A 16,311-nucleotide genomic window follows, 5' to 3' on the forward strand; every position below is an offset into this window, starting at 1 on the left:
TGTGGGATCCGTGAGCACCGTAGGCCGATACGATCTGCTGCCCGGCCCAGCGGCCGGGCGGCGCGCGTCGGTGTCCCCCGTTCGCGGTAACGTGAGCCCCCTATGAACGCCAAGCCCGACGTGCAGCTCCCCGCCGTGTCTGTCATCATGCCCGTCCTCAACGAGGAGCGGCATCTGCGCGGCGCCGTCCACGCGATCCTCGCCCAGGAGTACGCCGGCGAGATGGAGGTCGTGATCGCCCTCGGTCCCTCCACGGACCGCACGGACGAGATCGCCGCCGAGCTCGTACGCGAGGACCCGCGCGTGCACACGGTCCCGAACCCGACAGGCCGCACCCCCGCCGCGCTGAACGCCGCGATCAAGGCGTCACGCCACCCGATCGTGGTACGCGTCGACGGACACGGCATGTTGTCGCCGAACTACATCGCGACGGCCGTACGGCTCCTGGAGGAGACCGGCGCGCAGAACGTCGGCGGCATCATGCACGCCGAGGGGGAGAACGACTGGGAGCACGCGGTCGCCGCCGCGATGACCTCGAAGATAGGTGTGGGCAACGCGGCCTTCCACACGGGCGGCCAGGCCGGCCCGGCGGAGACGGTCTACCTGGGTGTCTTCCGGCGCGCGGCCCTTGAACAACAGGACGGCTACAACGAGGAGTTCATCCGCGCCCAGGACTGGGAGCTGAACTTCCGCATCCGCGAGGCGGGCGGGCTGATCTGGTTCTCGCCCGAGCTGAGGGTGTCGTACCGCCCGCGTCCGTCGGTCAGGGCCCTGGCCAAGCAGTACAAGGACTACGGGCGTTGGCGCCATGTCGTGGCCCGCTACCACCAGGGTTCCATCAACCTGCGCTACCTCGCCCCGCCGGCCGCGGTGTGCGCGATCGCGGCGGGGATCGTCGTGGGCGCCGCGCTGACTCCGTGGGGGTTCGTCGTCCCCGGCGGCTACCTCGCGGCGATCGTGGCCGGGTCACTGCCGGCGGGCAGGGGCCTGCCGCTGAAGGCCCGGCTCCAGATCCCCGTCGCCCTCGCCACCATGCACATGTCCTGGGGCTTCGGCTTCCTGACCAGCCCGCGCTCCCTGGCGAAGCGGGTCATCGCGTCGCGGCGTCCGGCGGTGCCGGCGGGGAGCTGAGCGGTCGCGGGGCCGCTGACCGGCCCGCCGGACGGTGAGCGTCTGTATGATCTTGCGATCCAGGTCGTCGATGTCGGCGTGCTGCGGAGGGCCGTGGTGTTCTTTAACAGCACTCAGCACTCTCACCTACGCGAATACCCCCCTCAAGAGATGCTCCCCCAGCTTTTCCCTGTGATCACTCACGAGGGATGCGCCGACATCGCTGGTCATGTCAGGGAGGCCACAGCATCCGCTATCAGGGAACGTGCCGCAGCTCCCCGCGCGGCACCTTGCGACAGCCGCTCGAAGGCTCGGGAGTACAGCTGGACCTGGCTGGGTTCCGTAAGCGCGGAAGCAGCATCCAACGTGTCCGCGTGCACCCTGATGTCGTCGAAGACAGTGAAGGTGGGCATGGGCCACACAGTTCGTTGGGCCGAAAACGGGACGATGCCCACGGCAACGTTCTGGAGATCCATGACCCCCAGCAGGTGGCCAAGCTGTGCCGCCATGGTTTCGGCACCGCACAGCCGGTACCGCAACACCGACTCCTCCAGTACGAACGAGAACCGCCGGGAGCCATCGCTCAGCACCGCGTTACGCCTCATCCGGGCCGCCACCGCGTCACTCACGTCGTCCGGGGTACCCCGGAATTCCGCGATGGACGACAAGAGGGCGGTGGCGTATCCGGGCGTCTGGAGAAACCCGGGGATCACGTCGGATACATAGACGCGGAACGTCTTGGTTTGTTGGTACAGGTCGACCACGGACTCTTGCAGACGACGCAGACCGCTCCGCTGGAGTCGCCGCCACTGCACATGAGCATCTGCGGACTGCCTGTTTGCCGCGACCAAGTCGGCGGCCTTGCCGTCAGCGGCGCAGGCCCGGCACCATGCTTTGATGTCCGCGTCAGAGGGAGGTGTCTTGGCGTTCTCGATCCGTGACGACTTCGACTCTGACCAGCCGCACCTGACCGCCAGCTCCCGCCCGCTGATCCCCGCATCCTTCCGGATCTCGCGCAGACGGCCGGCCAGCTCTTCACGGGCCTTCTGAACGCGTGAGGAGGGGTGTGGGGGCATGGAGCTGGCTTTCCTCAGATCTTGTACAGGTGGTGCGGGATCGCTCGTTCCCAGACCGCTTCGAAGGCGGCAGAGCACAGCTTCACGGCCTCCGGGTCTGCTGTGATCTCATCCTCGACCACCACTCCGTCTCCGGAGAAGTGATGCACCCGAAGCAGTGCGCCGTCGAACAGCCAGAAGTCGTTTCCCGGCAGGGGGATGCTTGTGGCCCGCCGACGCGGCAACCACCGGACCTCCTCACCCGCCGTGATGTTGGCGCGAGTGACGAAGTGCTCCCAGCGGATGTACTCCGAGACGGGCTCGGAAACCACCCTGGCCCGACGGACCGTTATGCCCCGGGCCACGGCGTTTGTGATCAGCTGGTAGAAGGGATGCCACCAGGCTTCACGATCCTCCCAGTTGATCCGCTCACCCCGCTTCCACGCCTCGAACCGGTCTGTCGAAGCGTAGGTGTCGCGTAGCTCCAGGTGGACGGCGGACCGTTCACACTGGCCAAGCAGCTCAGCGAAGCTGGGCACGTTCGACGGCATCACACGCCTCCCTGATCATCGGGATCATCCGGGCCGGAATCCTGACGATGGCTTCACTGTCGGGCACCGAGCCGTTCGCGGGGCTACTTGCCTCGCACTCCGCCTGAGTCTCGGTGCTCGGCTTCCACCCTTGCAACAAGATCTCCTGAGCTTCCGCGTCCGCCCAGACGGCGGGGCAGTGGTCCAGATCGGTGTCGGGGTCGATTCCGACGAACTCCACAGCCATGACTCGCTCCCCGGGTCTAGGCGCTTGCTGGTACTTGCATCAGCTTCGTTGAACTGCAGAGACTGCGTCAATACCGCTGCCATCATGCCAATTGACGTGCAAGCTCATGCAAGTTTGTGGAACCTCGGACTCACCGCCTCCTAGCGTCGTTGCACCGCGCAGACGAGCTGGGAGGAAGCAATGTCACAGAAGCCGCAGGGCTACCACCTGACCGAGTTACCAGCCGAGCCCTCCGCCGTGCCGGGCTGTGCCAAGTGCCTTTCCCTCGTGAACGCCAGACAGAATGCGCGTTCCACCGGTGACTACAGCGCCGTCTCCGACTGCAACGTGGGGCTGCGTGAGCACCACGCGGAGGCGCACTGATGGACATGCAGACGTGGCGGGACAGCCGCAGTCGGGCGGACAGCGCCACCGACGCACTCCGTGAAGCTCTGGCCGGTCTCGGCATTCCTGAGCGAGTACAGCGGCACCTGCGACCGATGGTCACCCATCGCGGCTCCCCGATGGTGCACGTGGGCATGCTCCAAGCCGAGCACGTGGAGCAGATAGCGGAAGCGCTTCGTGTCGCGGCCGAGTCTCGGAGCCTGACGGCCGCTTCTCAGGAAACCGGGGCGTAGCTCCGGGCATCAGACACCTGCCTCTCCCTCTTTGAACTCCCGTCCGGCATGGGCGGCGGCGGCCAGCCATGGCCGCGATCAGTTGAGCAGGAAGGTGCAGTGATGCTGGACGGAAGTGAACTGTATGCGCTCGACATCAGCGGGGCCTCGTTCGTGAAGGCGTGCGGTGGCCCCTGCACCGAGGGGTGCGTAACCCTGGCCCGGATCGACGACGACGCATGGGCCCTCGGTGACAGCAAGCGGCCGGACGCGGAGCCGCTGCGGTTCACCACGGAGGAACTGGACGCGGCCGGTATCGACCCGGCGCGGTTCGGTATGTCCGTCTGACGTTCTCTCCCCCCGCGGTCGGCCCCACCCGTCCCCTTCTCCAACGGGTGGGGCCTACTGCTCCGCTTCATCCTCCAACGCCAGAACGGGAACGACTGGTGCACCATCACGGCTATCTGTGGACTGGGGCCAAAGAACGCTTCGACCAGGAGGCCCTACGGCGGCCCCCGTATCCTGAACCGCCCCCGGCCGGCAGCAAGCCGGAACTGATCCAGCGCTACCGGGAAGTGGCGGCGGAGTTTCCCACCGTTGATCTACCCCCGCTGGAAACGGCATATTGGCTGATCAAACCACGCTCGTTGGTTCGTGGCACGTGGGATGGGGCCAAGGAAGCGGCGGCCTGGCTCGGGAACCAGTTGGCGGAGTGCGCGCCCCGGTTCGCTTCGGAGAGGGACCGCGACACCACCCACCTGATCATGCTCGTCAGCTCGGCCACCGAACTGCTGGACTCTGGAGCTGATGTATCACTCGGCTTCTACCTCGAACGCCCTTCATATCTATCTCTGGCCGTGGTGACGTGTTCTCCGAACCGGTCGAGGCACGAGTTGGCATGCCCTGTCCGGTAGTTGACTTACCGGGGCCTGCGTTGAGCTTGAGTGGACGAGCGAGCGCGGCCCTGCCTAAGGGTTGTCCTGCAACGGGGGGACGAGCGTCTCGCCACGCTCGAAGCCGAGTGCGCGCGACTGGTCGCGCTCGGCGCCACCCACGTGCAAACGCTGTATGCCGATGAGGAAAACGAGTCGTGCATCCCAATGCCGGACATCGAGGGCAACGAATTCTGTATCGACTGAGCACTCTCCGAGCCGGAGCCGCGCAGGGCGAGATCCTCCGCCTGCGACGGCGGCTGGGCGAGCAAGGTCTGCCCGACTGATCGTCTTTGATGTGGGGCAGGTCACACTGGTGGCTGCGGATCGTACTGAATACCGCGGCGCACTTGACGTGCGCGTTCCGGAGATGACAGTCGGGCGACGAGGTGGAGAGCCATGTCGATGCCGGCCGAGACCCCCGCGGAGGTGACCATGTCACCGTCATCAACGAACCGCTCGTCGGCGCGCACGTCGATTGTCGGGTCAAGTTCCTTGAGCCGTTCCAATGCGCCCCAATGGGTGGTCGCGGGACGCCCGGTCAGCAAGCCCGCCGCAGCGAAGACCAGCGAGCCGGTGCAAACGCTCGTCATAAGCGGAACCGACCGGCGCTGGCGGCCCACCCACTCCAGGTGCTGGCTGTCGTCGAGCTGAGGCCGGGTTCCCCGACCACCGGGATGCAGCAGGACGTCCAGCGCAGGCATGTCGTCCATCGAGTAGTGCGACCCAATCGTGAGCCCCTTCGAGCAGGTCACGGGCTTGCCGTCGGCGGAGAAGCAGAACACCGCCCACTCGTCCTCAGGGAAGACCCGCGTCCAGTACGACAGGACCTCCCAGGGGCCGACCGCGTCCAACTCCTCGACGTCCGGGAACAACAGGATCCCGATCTGCCGCACGCTTTGGTTGCTCATACGGCGATCCAAGCAGCCTCGATCTCACACAGCCACGAGTTTTCGCCCAGCCCTCAAGCGGGTTCTGGATCACTTTTCAGCGTCGCCGACAGGCTTTGAAGTGGCTCCGGGTATCGGCTTGCGCCGGGGCCGCTTGAAGCAGCTCTGTCGGAACCCCGAACCACCGTCATCGGGACATGCAGCTGATGACGCATACCCGACCGGGTGCCGGCTCCCGCACGACGCGAGTTGGACCTCACCAGCGATCAGATCGAAGCCTCGTCGGCCAGCGAAGGTACGGCGCACGGACGGAGGACCATGAGCGAGTCTTCCAAGGCCGCCAGCATGGCAAAGGGGAACCGGTCGAGCTCAAGACAGAGTGCGATGTCATCAGGATGGACTCCTTGACGCACACCCTCCGCCAGCTCGGCGGCAGCGCGCGACTCGCCGGCGCGCCGGAGGAACTCAGCAGCATCCGTCCCGTTCTCGGTGACCCTCCGGGCGATGTATTGAGCGCATGCCAGGTCTTCATCGGCGTGCCCGTTGTCCCCAGTGATCACGAACGTGACACTGTCACACTCGCGTGTCCGCAAGAGCCGAGCCGTTGCCTCCGCCACCACGAAGCTGGCGCACAGCACCAGCGACGCCTCCTTGACCGCAAGGGCGCCGACCGTCCCTGCCGTGGTCTTCTGCACAACCGTGCGTCCGCCAAGGTCGATAGACCGCAGCAGGCCCGGCGAATTGACCGTGTCGAACCCGGGCACGGGCGGACCGTCTTTGAGCGCCACCCAGTCCGGGTGGCGAGCCTTGAGCGCCAGGGCCTCGTCCAGCGACTCAGCAAGAACGATCTTTTCCGCCCCCTGGGCAAAGGCCCAGGCAGCCACCGTGAAAGCACGCATAACATCGACCACGACCGCCACGGACGGGGCTTCGACCAGCTCAGGGATGCCAAGGAAACGAGCGTCCATGCGGTCATGATCGCTTATGCCCGACCCGAAGCACCCAGACCGTGATACTGATACGCATCACATCGAGGGTCTCGGAGTGCAACACCTCCGGCTGCCTGCGTCGCGAAAGCGGTGCGCAACGTCGGCTCAGACAGACAGATCCTTGAGGGCCCCCACCAGTGTGCGCAGGGATGCGGGCGTCATGTGGAGTACGGTGCCCGGCTCGTCCGACTCGCGTAGCAGCCTCTCCCCGCTTGGGGTGGAGGCGACTTCCACGCAGTCCCGGCTGGCGTCGTCGCCGGAGAAGCTGGACTTCTGCCACACGGGGTCGGACACCTGTACCTCGCTCAGACTTGGAGCCGCCCGGCCATGTCCCGTACGAGCTTCAGCGACGGTCCTGGGCCGAGGGCAACTGCCCTCAACTGGTCGAACATCAGTTTATAGGCGGCAACTTGTGTGTCGTCCTGAACGTACAAGGAGGACAGCGCCGTCTCCGTCCGCACCACGTCCATCCCTGGGTCGGGCATGCCGACAATTCCGAAGGGGCCGTTCACTCCTCGGTGGGAGTCGGTCGAGTACGGCAGTACCTGCAACGTCACGTGATCGCGCTGCGCCATCTGCGCCAGCTGCAGCAACTGCTCCCCCATGACGTCTGGGCCACCGAACTTCGCGTGGAGTACGGCCTCGTAGAGCACGAACCACAGTTCCGGAGTCCCTGCACCGTGCAGAATCTGCTGGCGGTGCAAACGTCCGCGCACATGCGCCTCAACCTCATCCTCGGGAGGCTCAATTCGGCCGCGCCGGAAGAGAACGCGCATGTAGTCGGGTGTCTGTAGCAGGCCAGGCACAAGAACTGTCTCCCAGGAGTGCAGGCTCATCGCCTTCGACTCCAGTTCTGCGAGATCGGCGAAACCTGGCGGCAACACGCTCTCGTATTGGTTCCACCAGTTGCGCCTGCGGCCCTCGCGCGCCATCTCCATCAGCGCCTGGGTGAGCTCGCCGTCGTCCACGCCGTATGCCTGAAGCAAGGCTCTCAGCTCCGCGATCCGGATTCCGCTCATGCCGGTCTCGACGCGGCTGATCTTTCCCTTGCTGCATTCGAGCACCTCTGCGGCCTGCTCTCCAGACAGGCCGGCGGCCTCGCGCAGCCTGCGCAGTTCGCTTCCCAGGCGCTTCTGCCGGACGGTTGGGTATCTCCGGGGCGGCATGACGACTCCCTTGCTGATGACGCGAGTTGAGTCTTTCGCCGAGATCCGTAGCCGTCTAGTCACACGGTCGGGTGAAGCTACTCCAGAATGTTGCACCTCAGGAAGTCGCACTTCTACCTTCGAGAGCAGAGCGCTCCCCCCACGCCCTCTCATGAGCCCGGAAGAGCACCGCCGCCGCGCCCCATGCGGCAGGCGATGGCGCCACCGCATGAGCAGGCGCGTTCCAATCGCCGTTCTTCCGAAGAGAGTTCAAGCATGAGCGAGCCCTCCTCCCCACAGCCCAACTGCTCCTGGGAGTACAGACTCACCCTCCCCCACCACGCCATCGGTTCCGGCGTCGCCCGCACCACCGTCCGCTCGATCCTCACGCGCCACTCGCTGCCGGGCCTCGTCGACACCGCCGAGTTGCTGACGAGCGAGTTGTGCGGCAACGCGTACCGTCACACCGCTGGCCCCTCGACCGTACGCGTGCGCTGGAGCGACGGCACTCTCCATGTCAGCGTGAGGGATGGGAGCGACGTCGTGCCGCGCCCAACAGGTGAGGGAGAAGGCATGGAAGGCGGCCGTGGTCTGTTACTGGTGAGCCGTTGCGCTCAAGCCTGGGGAAGTCAGACCGCGCCATCAGGGGCGGGGAAAGTCACGTGGTTCGAGCTGCGCGGGTGACGGGACCCCGCGGGTCCTGGAAACAGGGTTTCGACGGTGAGTGATGCATCAGTCGAGAGCGAGCCACTCAGCCGCGGCCGTCGCACCGGCCGGCGATTGGCGAGTTTGGGCCAGCCCTGACGGCTTCGGCCAAGCCGCAGCGGGACCGTTGGTGGCCGAGATCTGCCAATCGCCCAGAGCAGATCACCGGCCAGCCTCGAAAGGCCCAGGAAATGTACGTGGCCCTCCGCCCGAGGGGACGGAGGGCCACGTACGGCCGGCCAGGACGCCTTACGGCAGGTTCCTCGCCATCACGATCCGCTGGACCTGGTTCGTGCCCTCATATATCTGCGTGATCTTGGCGTCGCGCATCATCCGCTCCACCGGATAGTCCCGCGTGTAGCCGTACCCGCCCAGCAGCTGGACCGCGTCTGTGGTGACCTCCATCGCCACATCCGACGCGAAGCACTTCGCGGCGGCGCCCTGGAAGGTGAGGTCGGAGTCGCCGCGTTCGGACTTGGCGGCGGCCGCGTACGTCAGCTGGCGGGCCGCCTCGATCTTCATGGCCATGTCCGCGAGCATGAACTGGACGCCCTGGAAGTCGGCGACCGGCTTGCCGAACTGCTTGCGTTCCCGGACATAGCCCTTGGCGTAGTCGAGGGCGCCCTGGGCGACACCGAGGGCCTGGGCGGCGATCGTGATGCGGGTGTGGTCCAGCGTCCTCATCGCCGTCGCGAAGCCCGTGCCCTCCTCGCCGATCATGCGGTCGGCCGGGATGCGGACGTTGTCCAGGTAGACCTCGCGGGTCGGGGAGCCCTTGATGCCGAGCTTCTTCTCGGGGGCGCCGAAGGAGACGCCCTCGTCCGACTTCTCGACGACGAAGGCCGATATGCCCTTCGAGCGCTGGGTGGGGTCGGTGACCGCCATCACCGTGTAGTAGTCGGACACCCCGGCGTTCGTGATCCAGCGCTTCACACCGTTCAGGACGTAGTGGTCGCCGTCGCGGACCGCCTTCGTCTTCATGCCCGCCGCGTCGGAGCCCGCGTCCGGCTCGGACAGGCAGTACGAGAACATCGCGTCGCCCTTGGCCAGGGGCCCCAGGTACTTCTTCTTCAGCTCCTCGGAGCCGGAGAGGATCACCGGGAGGGAGCCCAGCTTGTTGACGGCCGGGATGAGGGAGGAGCTGACGCAGACGCGGGCCACCTCCTCGATCACGATCACCGTGGCGAGCGCGTCCGCGCCCGCGCCGCCGTACTCCTCGGGTACGTGCACGGCGTGCAGGTCGTTCGCCACGAGGGCGTCGAGCGCCTCCTGGGGGAAGCGGGCCTCCTCGTCCACGGCGGCGGCGTACGGCGCGATCTTCGCCTCGGCGAGCGCGCGGATCGCGTCGCGGAGCATGTCGTGCTCCTCGGACGGGCGGTACAGGTCGAAGTCAGCCGATCCGGCCAAGGTCTCTCACGCTCCAAAGACGGGGTGGACGCACGCTAACTACCGTTAAGTAACCCAGTAAGTAACCCAGATTTTAGAGGGCCGCCCGCACATGGGACACGTGAGTTTGGCGACAGGGAGAAATCTGCCCGTTGAGGGGCGCGGACACGCCCCGACTATGCTCAGGCAGCGCACGTTCGACCCAGCCCGAGCGCACGTTCGACCCACCTCTCTGGAGCACCCATGGCCCTCAGGATCACAGTGATCGGCACCGGCTATCTCGGCGCCACGCACGCCGCGGCCATGGCCGAGCTGGGGTTCGAGGTGCTGGGGCTCGATGTCGTGCCCGAGAAGATCGAGAAGCTGGAGCGGGGCGAGGCCCCCATGTACGAGCCCGGCCTCGACGAACTGCTGCGCGCGCATGTCGCGGGGATCGAGGGCTCCAGCGGGCGGCTCCGGTTCACCACCGACTACGCCGAGGTCGCCGCGTTCGGTGACATCCACTTCGTGTGCGTCAACACCCCGCAGCGGCACGGTGAGTACGCCTGCGACATGTCGTACGTCGACTCCGCGATCGCCTCGCTCGCGCCGCATCTGACGGAGCCCGCGCTGGTCGTGGGCAAGTCCACCGTGCCGGTCGGCTCGGCGGACCGGCTGGCCGCGTACCTCGCCGAGCACGCGCCCGTGGGGGCGGACGCGGAGCTGGCGTGGAACCCCGAGTTCCTGCGGGAGGGGTTCGCCGTGCAGGACACGCTGCGTCCCGACCGGATCGTGGTCGGCGTGCGCAGCAAGCGGGCCGAGAAGCTGCTCCGAGAGGTGTACGCGACGCCGGTCTCCGAGGGGACGCCCTTCGTGGTGACCGACTTCCCGACCTCCGAGCTCGTGAAGACCTCCGCGAACTCGTTCCTCGCGACGAAGATCTCGTTCATCAACGCGATGGCGGAGATGTGCGAGGCCTCCGGCGGCGATGTCGCCAAGCTGGCCGAGGCCATCGGGTACGACGACCGGATCGGGAAGAAGTTCCTGCGGGCCGGGATCGGGTTCGGGGGTGGCTGCCTGCCCAAGGACATCCGTGCCTTCATGGCGCGGGCCGGTGAGCTGGGGGCCGACCAGGCGCTGACCTTCCTGCGTGAGATCGACTCCATCAACATGCGTCAGCGCGGGCAGATGGTGGAGCTGGCGCGACAGGCCCTGGGCGGCGGGCCGTTCCTGGGGAAGCGGGTCGCCGTGCTGGGCGCGACGTTCAAGCCGGACTCGGACGACGTACGGGACTCGCCGGCGCTGAACGTCGCCGGGCAGATCCATCTCCAGGGCGGGCAGGTCACGGTCTACGACCCGAAGGGCATGGACAACGCCCGGCGGATCTTCCCGACCCTCGGGTACGCCGGCTCCGCGATCGAGGCGGTGCGGGGGGCCGATGTCGTGCTGCACCTGACGGAGTGGCGGGAGTTCCGGGAGCTGGACCCCGCGGCGCTGGGTGAGGTGGCGGCGACCCGGCTCGTGCTCGACGGCCGCAACGCGCTGGATCCGGAGCTGTGGCGGCAGGCCGGGTGGACGTATCGGGCGATGGGGCGGCCGAAGGCCTGAAAGCGCGGGGCGTTTCTGAGTTTCCCTCCTCCCCGCCGTCGTGGCTTGGGCGCCTGCGGTTTCGTCGCGGGCCGGGGCGCGCCAGGAGGTCTCCGTTCTCGACTCGGTCCGGCGGTGCTGCGGGTGTGATGAGGGTGCCCGTCGGCGGGCGCCGTCCGCTGCGGGCGGACTCCTCCCGGCACACCTCCTTGCGGACGTACGCGCTTCTGGCGGCGCGCCTGGTGCCGGTGCGTTGTGAGTTGTGATGCCGGTGCGCCCCGTGCTCTTCATGGGCGCGGGGAACTGCGCCACCAGACCCGTTCAACAGCCGTCGCCCACCGGCAGAACTCGGCGGGACCGGCAGACGAGACTCGATGGCCGACGTGTGACGGAATAGCGGATACCGCCTCCCCAGAATCCCCCGAACTAATTCGGGCTCAATTCGAGCAGCGTGAGGGAATTGACGGCCCCTCTGTGCATTTTCTTCACAGCCGCATTGCGCGGAATGGCGGCGATGTCGACCGTTCTCACAGGAGAGGTGCCCATCAAGGAGAGGCAGGCAACAAGCGCTTAACCGCAGCGTAGTCACGCGGAATCCGCATGCCACTCCACTGGTCCGCATTCACTGACCGGTTTGAACGGACCATGCCAGGAGTGATCATGCCCCTGTTGCGCAGGGCTGACTGGCCGAGGGACCACCGAGACGAGGTGGTCGCGGGAGCGCTCGTCGGTGCCGTGGTGATCGTGCTCGGCTACGCGTCGGGTATCGGCGCCCCCTCGGCCTCGGGCGCCGGCGAGGCCGCCGACCCTCCCGCCTCGCCGCCCGCGGCCACAGCACCCCCTAACCCCGCACCTGCTCCGTCGGATCCCGAGGCACAGGTCCCGGTGGGCCAAGTGCCGGTGGGCACCGGCGAGTTGCCCGTGCTGGGCGGTGGGACCGGGTCGCACGCCGGGCACGGGAGCAGCGCGGGTGAGGGGCATGGGGCCGGGGACGGGTCCGGTGCCTCGCCCGGCGGCTCTGCCTCTCCCTCGCCGTCCGGGTCCCCGGACGGGGAGCCTCCGGCTGGCGACGACACATGTGAGGACGGTGAGGTGCGGCTCGTGGCGCCGCTCCTCACGGGGCTCACCCAGCCGCTGTTCGAGGTCGTCAACCCAGCGGACGGGACGCCCACGCCCCAGGCAACAGCGGACGGGACGCCCGCGCCTCCGGCCTCGCCCTGTGTCGGGCTCGCGCCGGTCAACGGGCTTCTCGGGATCTCCGCCTCGCCGCTGCCGGAGGCCACCCCGTGATCGTCCGCCATGTTCCTCGTACCGGTTCGCTGGTCGCCCTGGTCTCAATCCTTGCTTCTGTCTTCTACGGCCTGCTCGGCGCCTCGCCCGCCTCCGCCCACACCGAACTGGTTCGCTCGGTTCCCAAGAACGGCGCGGAGCTCGCGAAGGCTCCCGATCACCTCACCCTCGTCTTCGACGAAGCCGTCGATCCCGGCGATGTGCGCGTGATGACGCCGGACGGTGACCGGCTTCCCGTGTCGCGTGCGCCGCGTGCCGGGGACGAGAGCGTGCGGGTCGCCCTCGGCCGGCCGGCGAACGGGGAGTTCGCCGTCACCTGGTCCGTCATCAACGAGGAGGACGGGCATGCCGCCTCCGGGCGGATCGCCTTCGCGACCGGGACGAAAGCGGAGGCGGGCGCCCACCAGGACCGCGGTGACAAGGCCACCGCCGTGCCGTCCCCCTCGCCCGCGGTGCGCAAGGGCATCGTCGCCGCTCGGTGGGCGGGATACGTGTCGCTGGCCCTCTTCGTCGGTGGGCTCGGGTTCGTCGCGCTGCTGTGGCCGCGGGGTGCGCAGGAGCGGCGGGCCCGGTTGCTGCTCGCGTCGGCGTGGGTCGTGGGGCTCGTCTCGACCGTCGCGGGGCTCGGGCTTCAGGGCACATATGTGGCGTTCGGTGGGCTGCGGGACGTCGTGCGCGCGGCGACGTACGCCGATGTCCTCACCACCGAGCCCGGGATCGTGCTCGCCGCCCGTGGGTTGCTGTGGGTGCTCGCCGCCGTGGTGCTGGCCGCGCTGTTGCAGGGCGGGGGGCGTACGGCGCGCTCGCCCGGATGGCGTGTGGGCGCCCTCGCCGTGACGCTCGGGCTGCTGCGTACGACCGGTATGGCGGGCCACAACTCCGAGGGTTCCGAGCCCACTTGGGGTGCCCTCGCCGATCTGGTGCATCTGCTGGGCGCCTCACTGTGGGTCGGTGGGCTCGTCATGCTCGTGGTGGCCGTGCTGCCGCGTCGCGAGCCCGGTGAGCTGGCCGCCGTGGTGCCGCGGTACTCGCGGCTCGCCGCCGCGAGCGTGCTGGCCGTGGCAGTGGCCGGGCTGGTGCTCGCCTGGCAGGTCGTGGGGTCGTACGACGCCCTGCTGAACACCTCGTACGGGCACCTGCTGTTGCTGAAGACCGGGGTCCTCGCCGTGGTGATGGTGGCGGCCCACTTCAGCCGGCAGTGGGTGAGAACCCGTCTCGATCTCGCCGTGCTGCTGCGCGGCGACGCCGCCTCGGTGCGGCCCTTCGGTTACTCGGTGGCGGCCGAGACGGGGCTCGTCCTCGTCGTGCTGGCCGTGACGAGTCTGCTGGTCACCGCCGATCCCGGCCGGTGAACCCCTGAAATCCCTGAAATCCCCTGAGACAAAGGAGTTGTCGTGAGACGCACCAATGAAACCGGTGAGCGGGAGCGGCGCCGCAGGCCGCCCGCCGGGAACCGGGCCCTGCTCCTCGGCGGGCTCGGCGCGGCCCTTGCGGCCGTGCTCAGCCTGGGGCTGCTGCAGGCGGCCTCGGGCACCTCGACGGCCGGCTCGGAACGGACCGCGGGCGCGGCTCAGGCGCCCGCTGCCGCCGCCGAGGCGCAGCCCGCAGCTGCCGCCGCGCCGGACTACCAGGTCGACATCATGGGCAACCAGTTCGGCGACGGTAAGCAGCTCGTCGTCAAGGTGGGTGAGACGGTGCGGTGGACCAACCACGACAGCGCGCCGCACACGGTCACCACCACCAAGGCACCGACGAAGTTCGACTCCGGCACCCTGCAGCAGGGCGACTCCTGGTCGTACACCTTCACCCAGGCCGGGACGTACGAGTACTACTGCGCCGTGCACCCGGACATGGTCGCGTCCGTGAAGGTCGTCGAGGACGACAGCGGGTCGGCGGGCGGGTCCACCGGTGGGTCCGGTGGCGGATCCACCGGCGGGTCCGATGGCGGATCCACCGGCGGGTCCACGGGTGGGTCCACAGGCGGGTCCACCGGAGGTTCGACGGGTGGCACCTCGGGGGGCGCGTCCGGCGGCTCGGGCGGCTCGACCGGCGGTACGTCCGGTGGCAGCACCGGCGGAACCTCCGGTGGCGGCAGCGGCGGTGGCTCGGGTGACGACGAGCAGTGCGCGAACGTGCGGGACGTCCTGCTGCCGATCCTGCAGCACCTCAACACGGCGCACCTGGAGCGGTCGCCCGGGCAGCAGGTGCAGGACGCGCTGGCGCTCGACTCGTACCTCAAGATGCACACGGTGTGGGCCGAGACGATCCTCACGCCGGTCGTCGAGGGCGGCGGATCGATCGCCGACAACACACTCAGCACGCTGCTGAACCACGTCAACAAGGCGCACCTGGAGGCGTCGCCCGGGCAGCAGGTCAGCGATGCGCTGAACGTCGACAGCTACGTGAAGATGCACACGGTCTGGGCCGGGCAACTGCTCGCCCCCACCCAGGACTTCCTCACCGACAGCTGCTGACACGCCCTGAGACAGGGGTGGGCGTCGGTCCGGCCGAGGCTCAGTCGGCCGGACCGGCGCCCGCTCCATTCTCCACATGCTCCCCAGACCTCGGGAACCGCTTTCCAAGGAGATCCGGGATGACAACCGTCACCCTGCCCACCGTCCCCCCGCCGCCGCCACCGCCGTCCGGCGGGGCCGGTTGGCTGCCGCGGCCCGGCCGGTACGCCGTGGCACCCGGCCGCTCGCTCGTCGAACTCACCGGCTGGTACGGCCCACTGCCCACCCGGCGCCGCCGCATCACCCTCACCGGCGCCTCGCTGACCGTGCCAGACACCGCGGTGCCCGGCGCCGACCCGTCCGCCCCTTCCGAACAGCCCGTGTTCCGCTTCGAGCTGAGCGGCATCGAGCCGCGGTCCACGCTCACCGCGTCCAAGGCGGCCCTCGTCTCCCAGCACGTCGAACCCTTCGAGGGTGGCCGCCGGCTGCGGCTGCTCGCCGACCTCGAACTGCGTGGCGTCCTCTTTCCCGCGCTGCTGTGGCTGCGCGTGGTCGAGCGCTCCGACGACCGGCTGCTCGTAGTGGGCACGGTCCGGCTGCCGTACCGGCCGCTGCGCCGGGCCACCGGCTTCCGGCTCGGGCGGCTGTGCCCGGCGACGCGGCTGCGGCTGCTGGTCGCCGCGGAGTTCGCGTGAGGGCGGCCCGGCGGGCGGCGCCGAGGGCCGCACTCGCCGTACTCACCGTACTGGGCCCCTTGCTGTTCTTGCTGTTCGCGGCACCGGAGCGGGCGTCGGCAGCCTCGTACCAGGTGACGATGAAGGGGTATGCCTTCTCTCCGCGCACCCTGACGGTCGATGTCGGCTCCACCGTGACCTGGACCAACCAGGACACGGCACCGCACGACGTGAAGACCACGTCGGGCCCGGCCTCGTTCCACTCCCCCATGCTGAACAAGGGCCAGAGTTGGAGCTTCACCTTCACCAAGGCCGGGTCATACGGCTACTACTGCACGGTTCACCCCGCCATGACGGCCGGGATCGTGGTCCGTGGGGCGGCGCCCGCGACCTCGGCGGCGCCCCCGAGCCCCGCGGCGCCCACCACCAACGACCACTCGGGCGGGCACCCGGCGACGGTACCGGGGCGGCCCGCGACGCCGACGACGGCACCGAGCACCAGGGCACCGGCGACACGTACGACCCGCTCGCCTTCGGCGTCCCCCAGCGTGTCCACGGCCTCCCCCGCAGCCGTGGGCTCCCCACCCGCGCCCACGGCGCCGCAGGCCCAGCAGACGGTGCCGGCGGCCCGTCCCCTGGATCCCCTGCTCGTGCTGGCCGGACTGGTCGCGGGCGTCGCCGTGCTGTGCCTGCTGCTGGTGGGCTCGCGGGCGGCGGCAACCAGGGAGGGGGGCGGGGACTAG

General features: G+C 68.6%; 19 protein-coding genes and 1 pseudogene. 12 read left to right on the forward strand and 8 right to left on the reverse strand.

What is annotated here, in order from left to right:
* Nucleotides 1–102: 102 nt before the first annotated feature.
* Nucleotides 103–1,131: a glycosyltransferase family 2 protein gene (locus tag IE262_RS20470; RefSeq protein ID WP_134042711.1), complete on the forward strand. Its 1,029-nt coding sequence runs from the start codon at nucleotides 103–105 to the stop codon at nucleotides 1,129–1,131.
* A gap of 206 nt (nucleotides 1,132–1,337) precedes the next feature.
* On the opposite strand, the gene IE262_RS20475 is transcribed toward IE262_RS20470, so the two are convergent.
* From IE262_RS20475 to IE262_RS20485, 3 genes are read right to left on the reverse strand one after another with little or no spacing between them, the layout of a single operon-like run.
* Nucleotides 1,338–2,186: a helix-turn-helix domain-containing protein gene (locus IE262_RS20475; protein WP_189875459.1), complete on the reverse strand. Its 849-nt coding sequence runs from the start codon at nucleotides 2,184–2,186 to the stop codon at nucleotides 1,338–1,340.
* 14 nt (nucleotides 2,187–2,200) lie between these two features.
* Complete coding sequence (locus IE262_RS20480) at nucleotides 2,201–2,716, reverse strand: DUF6879 family protein (RefSeq protein ID WP_189875461.1); 516 nt, start codon at nucleotides 2,714–2,716, stop codon at nucleotides 2,201–2,203.
* The gene (locus IE262_RS20485; RefSeq protein WP_189875463.1) at nucleotides 2,688–2,942 is read right to left on the reverse strand and encodes a hypothetical protein; all 255 of its coding nucleotides are present in this window, start codon (nucleotides 2,940–2,942) and stop codon (nucleotides 2,688–2,690) included. Before IE262_RS20485 ends, IE262_RS20480 begins: the two co-directional genes overlap by 29 nt.
* Before the next feature lie 180 nt (nucleotides 2,943–3,122).
* On the opposite strand from IE262_RS20485, the gene IE262_RS20490 reads away from it, so the two are divergent.
* The 4 genes and pseudogenes from IE262_RS20490 to IE262_RS20500 form a co-directional block, all read left to right on the forward strand.
* Entirely contained in the window at nucleotides 3,123–3,305 is a 183-nt protein-coding gene (locus IE262_RS20490; protein WP_189875465.1) for a hypothetical protein, read from the forward strand.
* A gap of 356 nt (nucleotides 3,306–3,661) precedes the next feature.
* On the forward strand, nucleotides 3,662–3,886 hold the full coding sequence (locus IE262_RS20495) for a DUF397 domain-containing protein (protein WP_189875467.1): 225 nt from the start codon (nucleotides 3,662–3,664) through the stop codon (nucleotides 3,884–3,886).
* Nucleotides 3,887–3,984: 98 nt separating this feature from the next.
* The gene (locus IE262_RS39545) at nucleotides 3,985–4,452 is read left to right on the forward strand and encodes a hypothetical protein (RefSeq protein ID WP_229877366.1); all 468 of its coding nucleotides are present in this window, start codon (nucleotides 3,985–3,987) and stop codon (nucleotides 4,450–4,452) included.
* A gap of 75 nt (nucleotides 4,453–4,527) precedes the next feature.
* Nucleotides 4,528–4,677, forward strand: a pseudogene (locus IE262_RS20500) (VOC family protein); the annotation flags it as partial.
* 101 nt (nucleotides 4,678–4,778) lie between these two features.
* On the opposite strand, the gene IE262_RS20505 reads toward IE262_RS20500, so the two are convergent.
* The 4 genes from IE262_RS20505 to IE262_RS20520 all read right to left on the reverse strand — a co-directional run bounded on the left by IE262_RS20505 (nucleotide 4,779) and on the right by IE262_RS20520 (nucleotide 7,515).
* Nucleotides 4,779–5,381 (reverse strand): DJ-1/PfpI family protein, encoded by a 603-nt coding sequence (locus tag IE262_RS20505; RefSeq protein ID WP_229877367.1) that lies wholly within the window; start codon nucleotides 5,379–5,381, stop codon nucleotides 4,779–4,781.
* Between the two features lie 245 nt (nucleotides 5,382–5,626).
* Complete coding sequence (locus tag IE262_RS20510) at nucleotides 5,627–6,328, reverse strand: 2-phosphosulfolactate phosphatase (protein ID WP_189875469.1); 702 nt, start codon at nucleotides 6,326–6,328, stop codon at nucleotides 5,627–5,629.
* Nucleotides 6,329–6,454: 126 nt separating this feature from the next.
* On the reverse strand, nucleotides 6,455–6,643 hold the full coding sequence (locus IE262_RS20515; protein ID WP_189875471.1) for a DUF397 domain-containing protein: 189 nt from the start codon (nucleotides 6,641–6,643) through the stop codon (nucleotides 6,455–6,457).
* Between the two features lie 11 nt (nucleotides 6,644–6,654).
* Complete coding sequence (locus IE262_RS20520) at nucleotides 6,655–7,515, reverse strand: helix-turn-helix domain-containing protein (protein WP_189875473.1); 861 nt, start codon at nucleotides 7,513–7,515, stop codon at nucleotides 6,655–6,657.
* Between the two features lie 255 nt (nucleotides 7,516–7,770).
* On the opposite strand from IE262_RS20520, the gene IE262_RS20525 reads away from it, so the two are divergent.
* A complete protein-coding gene (locus IE262_RS20525; protein WP_189875475.1) occupies nucleotides 7,771–8,178 on the forward strand; it encodes an ATP-binding protein in 408 nt (135 codons plus the stop codon).
* 270 nt (nucleotides 8,179–8,448) lie between these two features.
* Here IE262_RS20525 and IE262_RS20530 read toward each other — a convergent pair whose 3' ends face one another.
* Entirely contained in the window at nucleotides 8,449–9,606 is a 1,158-nt protein-coding gene (locus IE262_RS20530; protein WP_134042713.1) for an acyl-CoA dehydrogenase, read from the reverse strand.
* Nucleotides 9,607–9,828: 222 nt separating this feature from the next.
* Here IE262_RS20530 and IE262_RS20535 point away from each other — a divergent pair, with 222 nt between their 5' ends.
* From IE262_RS20535 to IE262_RS20560, 6 genes are all read left to right on the forward strand, one after another.
* Nucleotides 9,829–11,172, forward strand: coding sequence for a UDP-glucose dehydrogenase family protein (locus tag IE262_RS20535; RefSeq protein ID WP_189875477.1), 1,344 nt, complete (start codon nucleotides 9,829–9,831; stop codon nucleotides 11,170–11,172).
* A 639-nt stretch (nucleotides 11,173–11,811) separates the two neighbouring features.
* Nucleotides 11,812–12,441, forward strand: coding sequence for a hypothetical protein (locus IE262_RS40205; protein ID WP_189875479.1), 630 nt, complete (start codon nucleotides 11,812–11,814; stop codon nucleotides 12,439–12,441).
* The gene (locus IE262_RS20545; RefSeq protein WP_229877368.1) at nucleotides 12,438–13,793 is read left to right on the forward strand and encodes a copper resistance CopC/CopD family protein; all 1,356 of its coding nucleotides are present in this window, start codon (nucleotides 12,438–12,440) and stop codon (nucleotides 13,791–13,793) included. Before IE262_RS40205 ends, IE262_RS20545 begins: the two co-directional genes overlap by 4 nt.
* 42 nt (nucleotides 13,794–13,835) lie before the next feature.
* Nucleotides 13,836–14,915: a cupredoxin domain-containing protein gene (locus IE262_RS20550; protein ID WP_189875480.1), complete on the forward strand. Its 1,080-nt coding sequence runs from the start codon at nucleotides 13,836–13,838 to the stop codon at nucleotides 14,913–14,915.
* 119 nt (nucleotides 14,916–15,034) lie between these two features.
* Nucleotides 15,035–15,589, forward strand: coding sequence for a hypothetical protein (locus IE262_RS20555; protein ID WP_189875482.1), 555 nt, complete (start codon nucleotides 15,035–15,037; stop codon nucleotides 15,587–15,589).
* Entirely contained in the window at nucleotides 15,586–16,311 is a 726-nt protein-coding gene (locus IE262_RS20560) for a cupredoxin domain-containing protein (protein ID WP_189875484.1), read from the forward strand. Before IE262_RS20555 ends, IE262_RS20560 begins: the two co-directional genes overlap by 4 nt.

Origin of the sequence: Streptomyces bluensis (genome assembly GCF_014650715.1) — a bacterium.
In the GTDB taxonomy this organism is placed as follows: Bacteria; Actinomycetota; Actinomycetes; order Streptomycetales; family Streptomycetaceae; genus Streptomyces; species Streptomyces bluensis.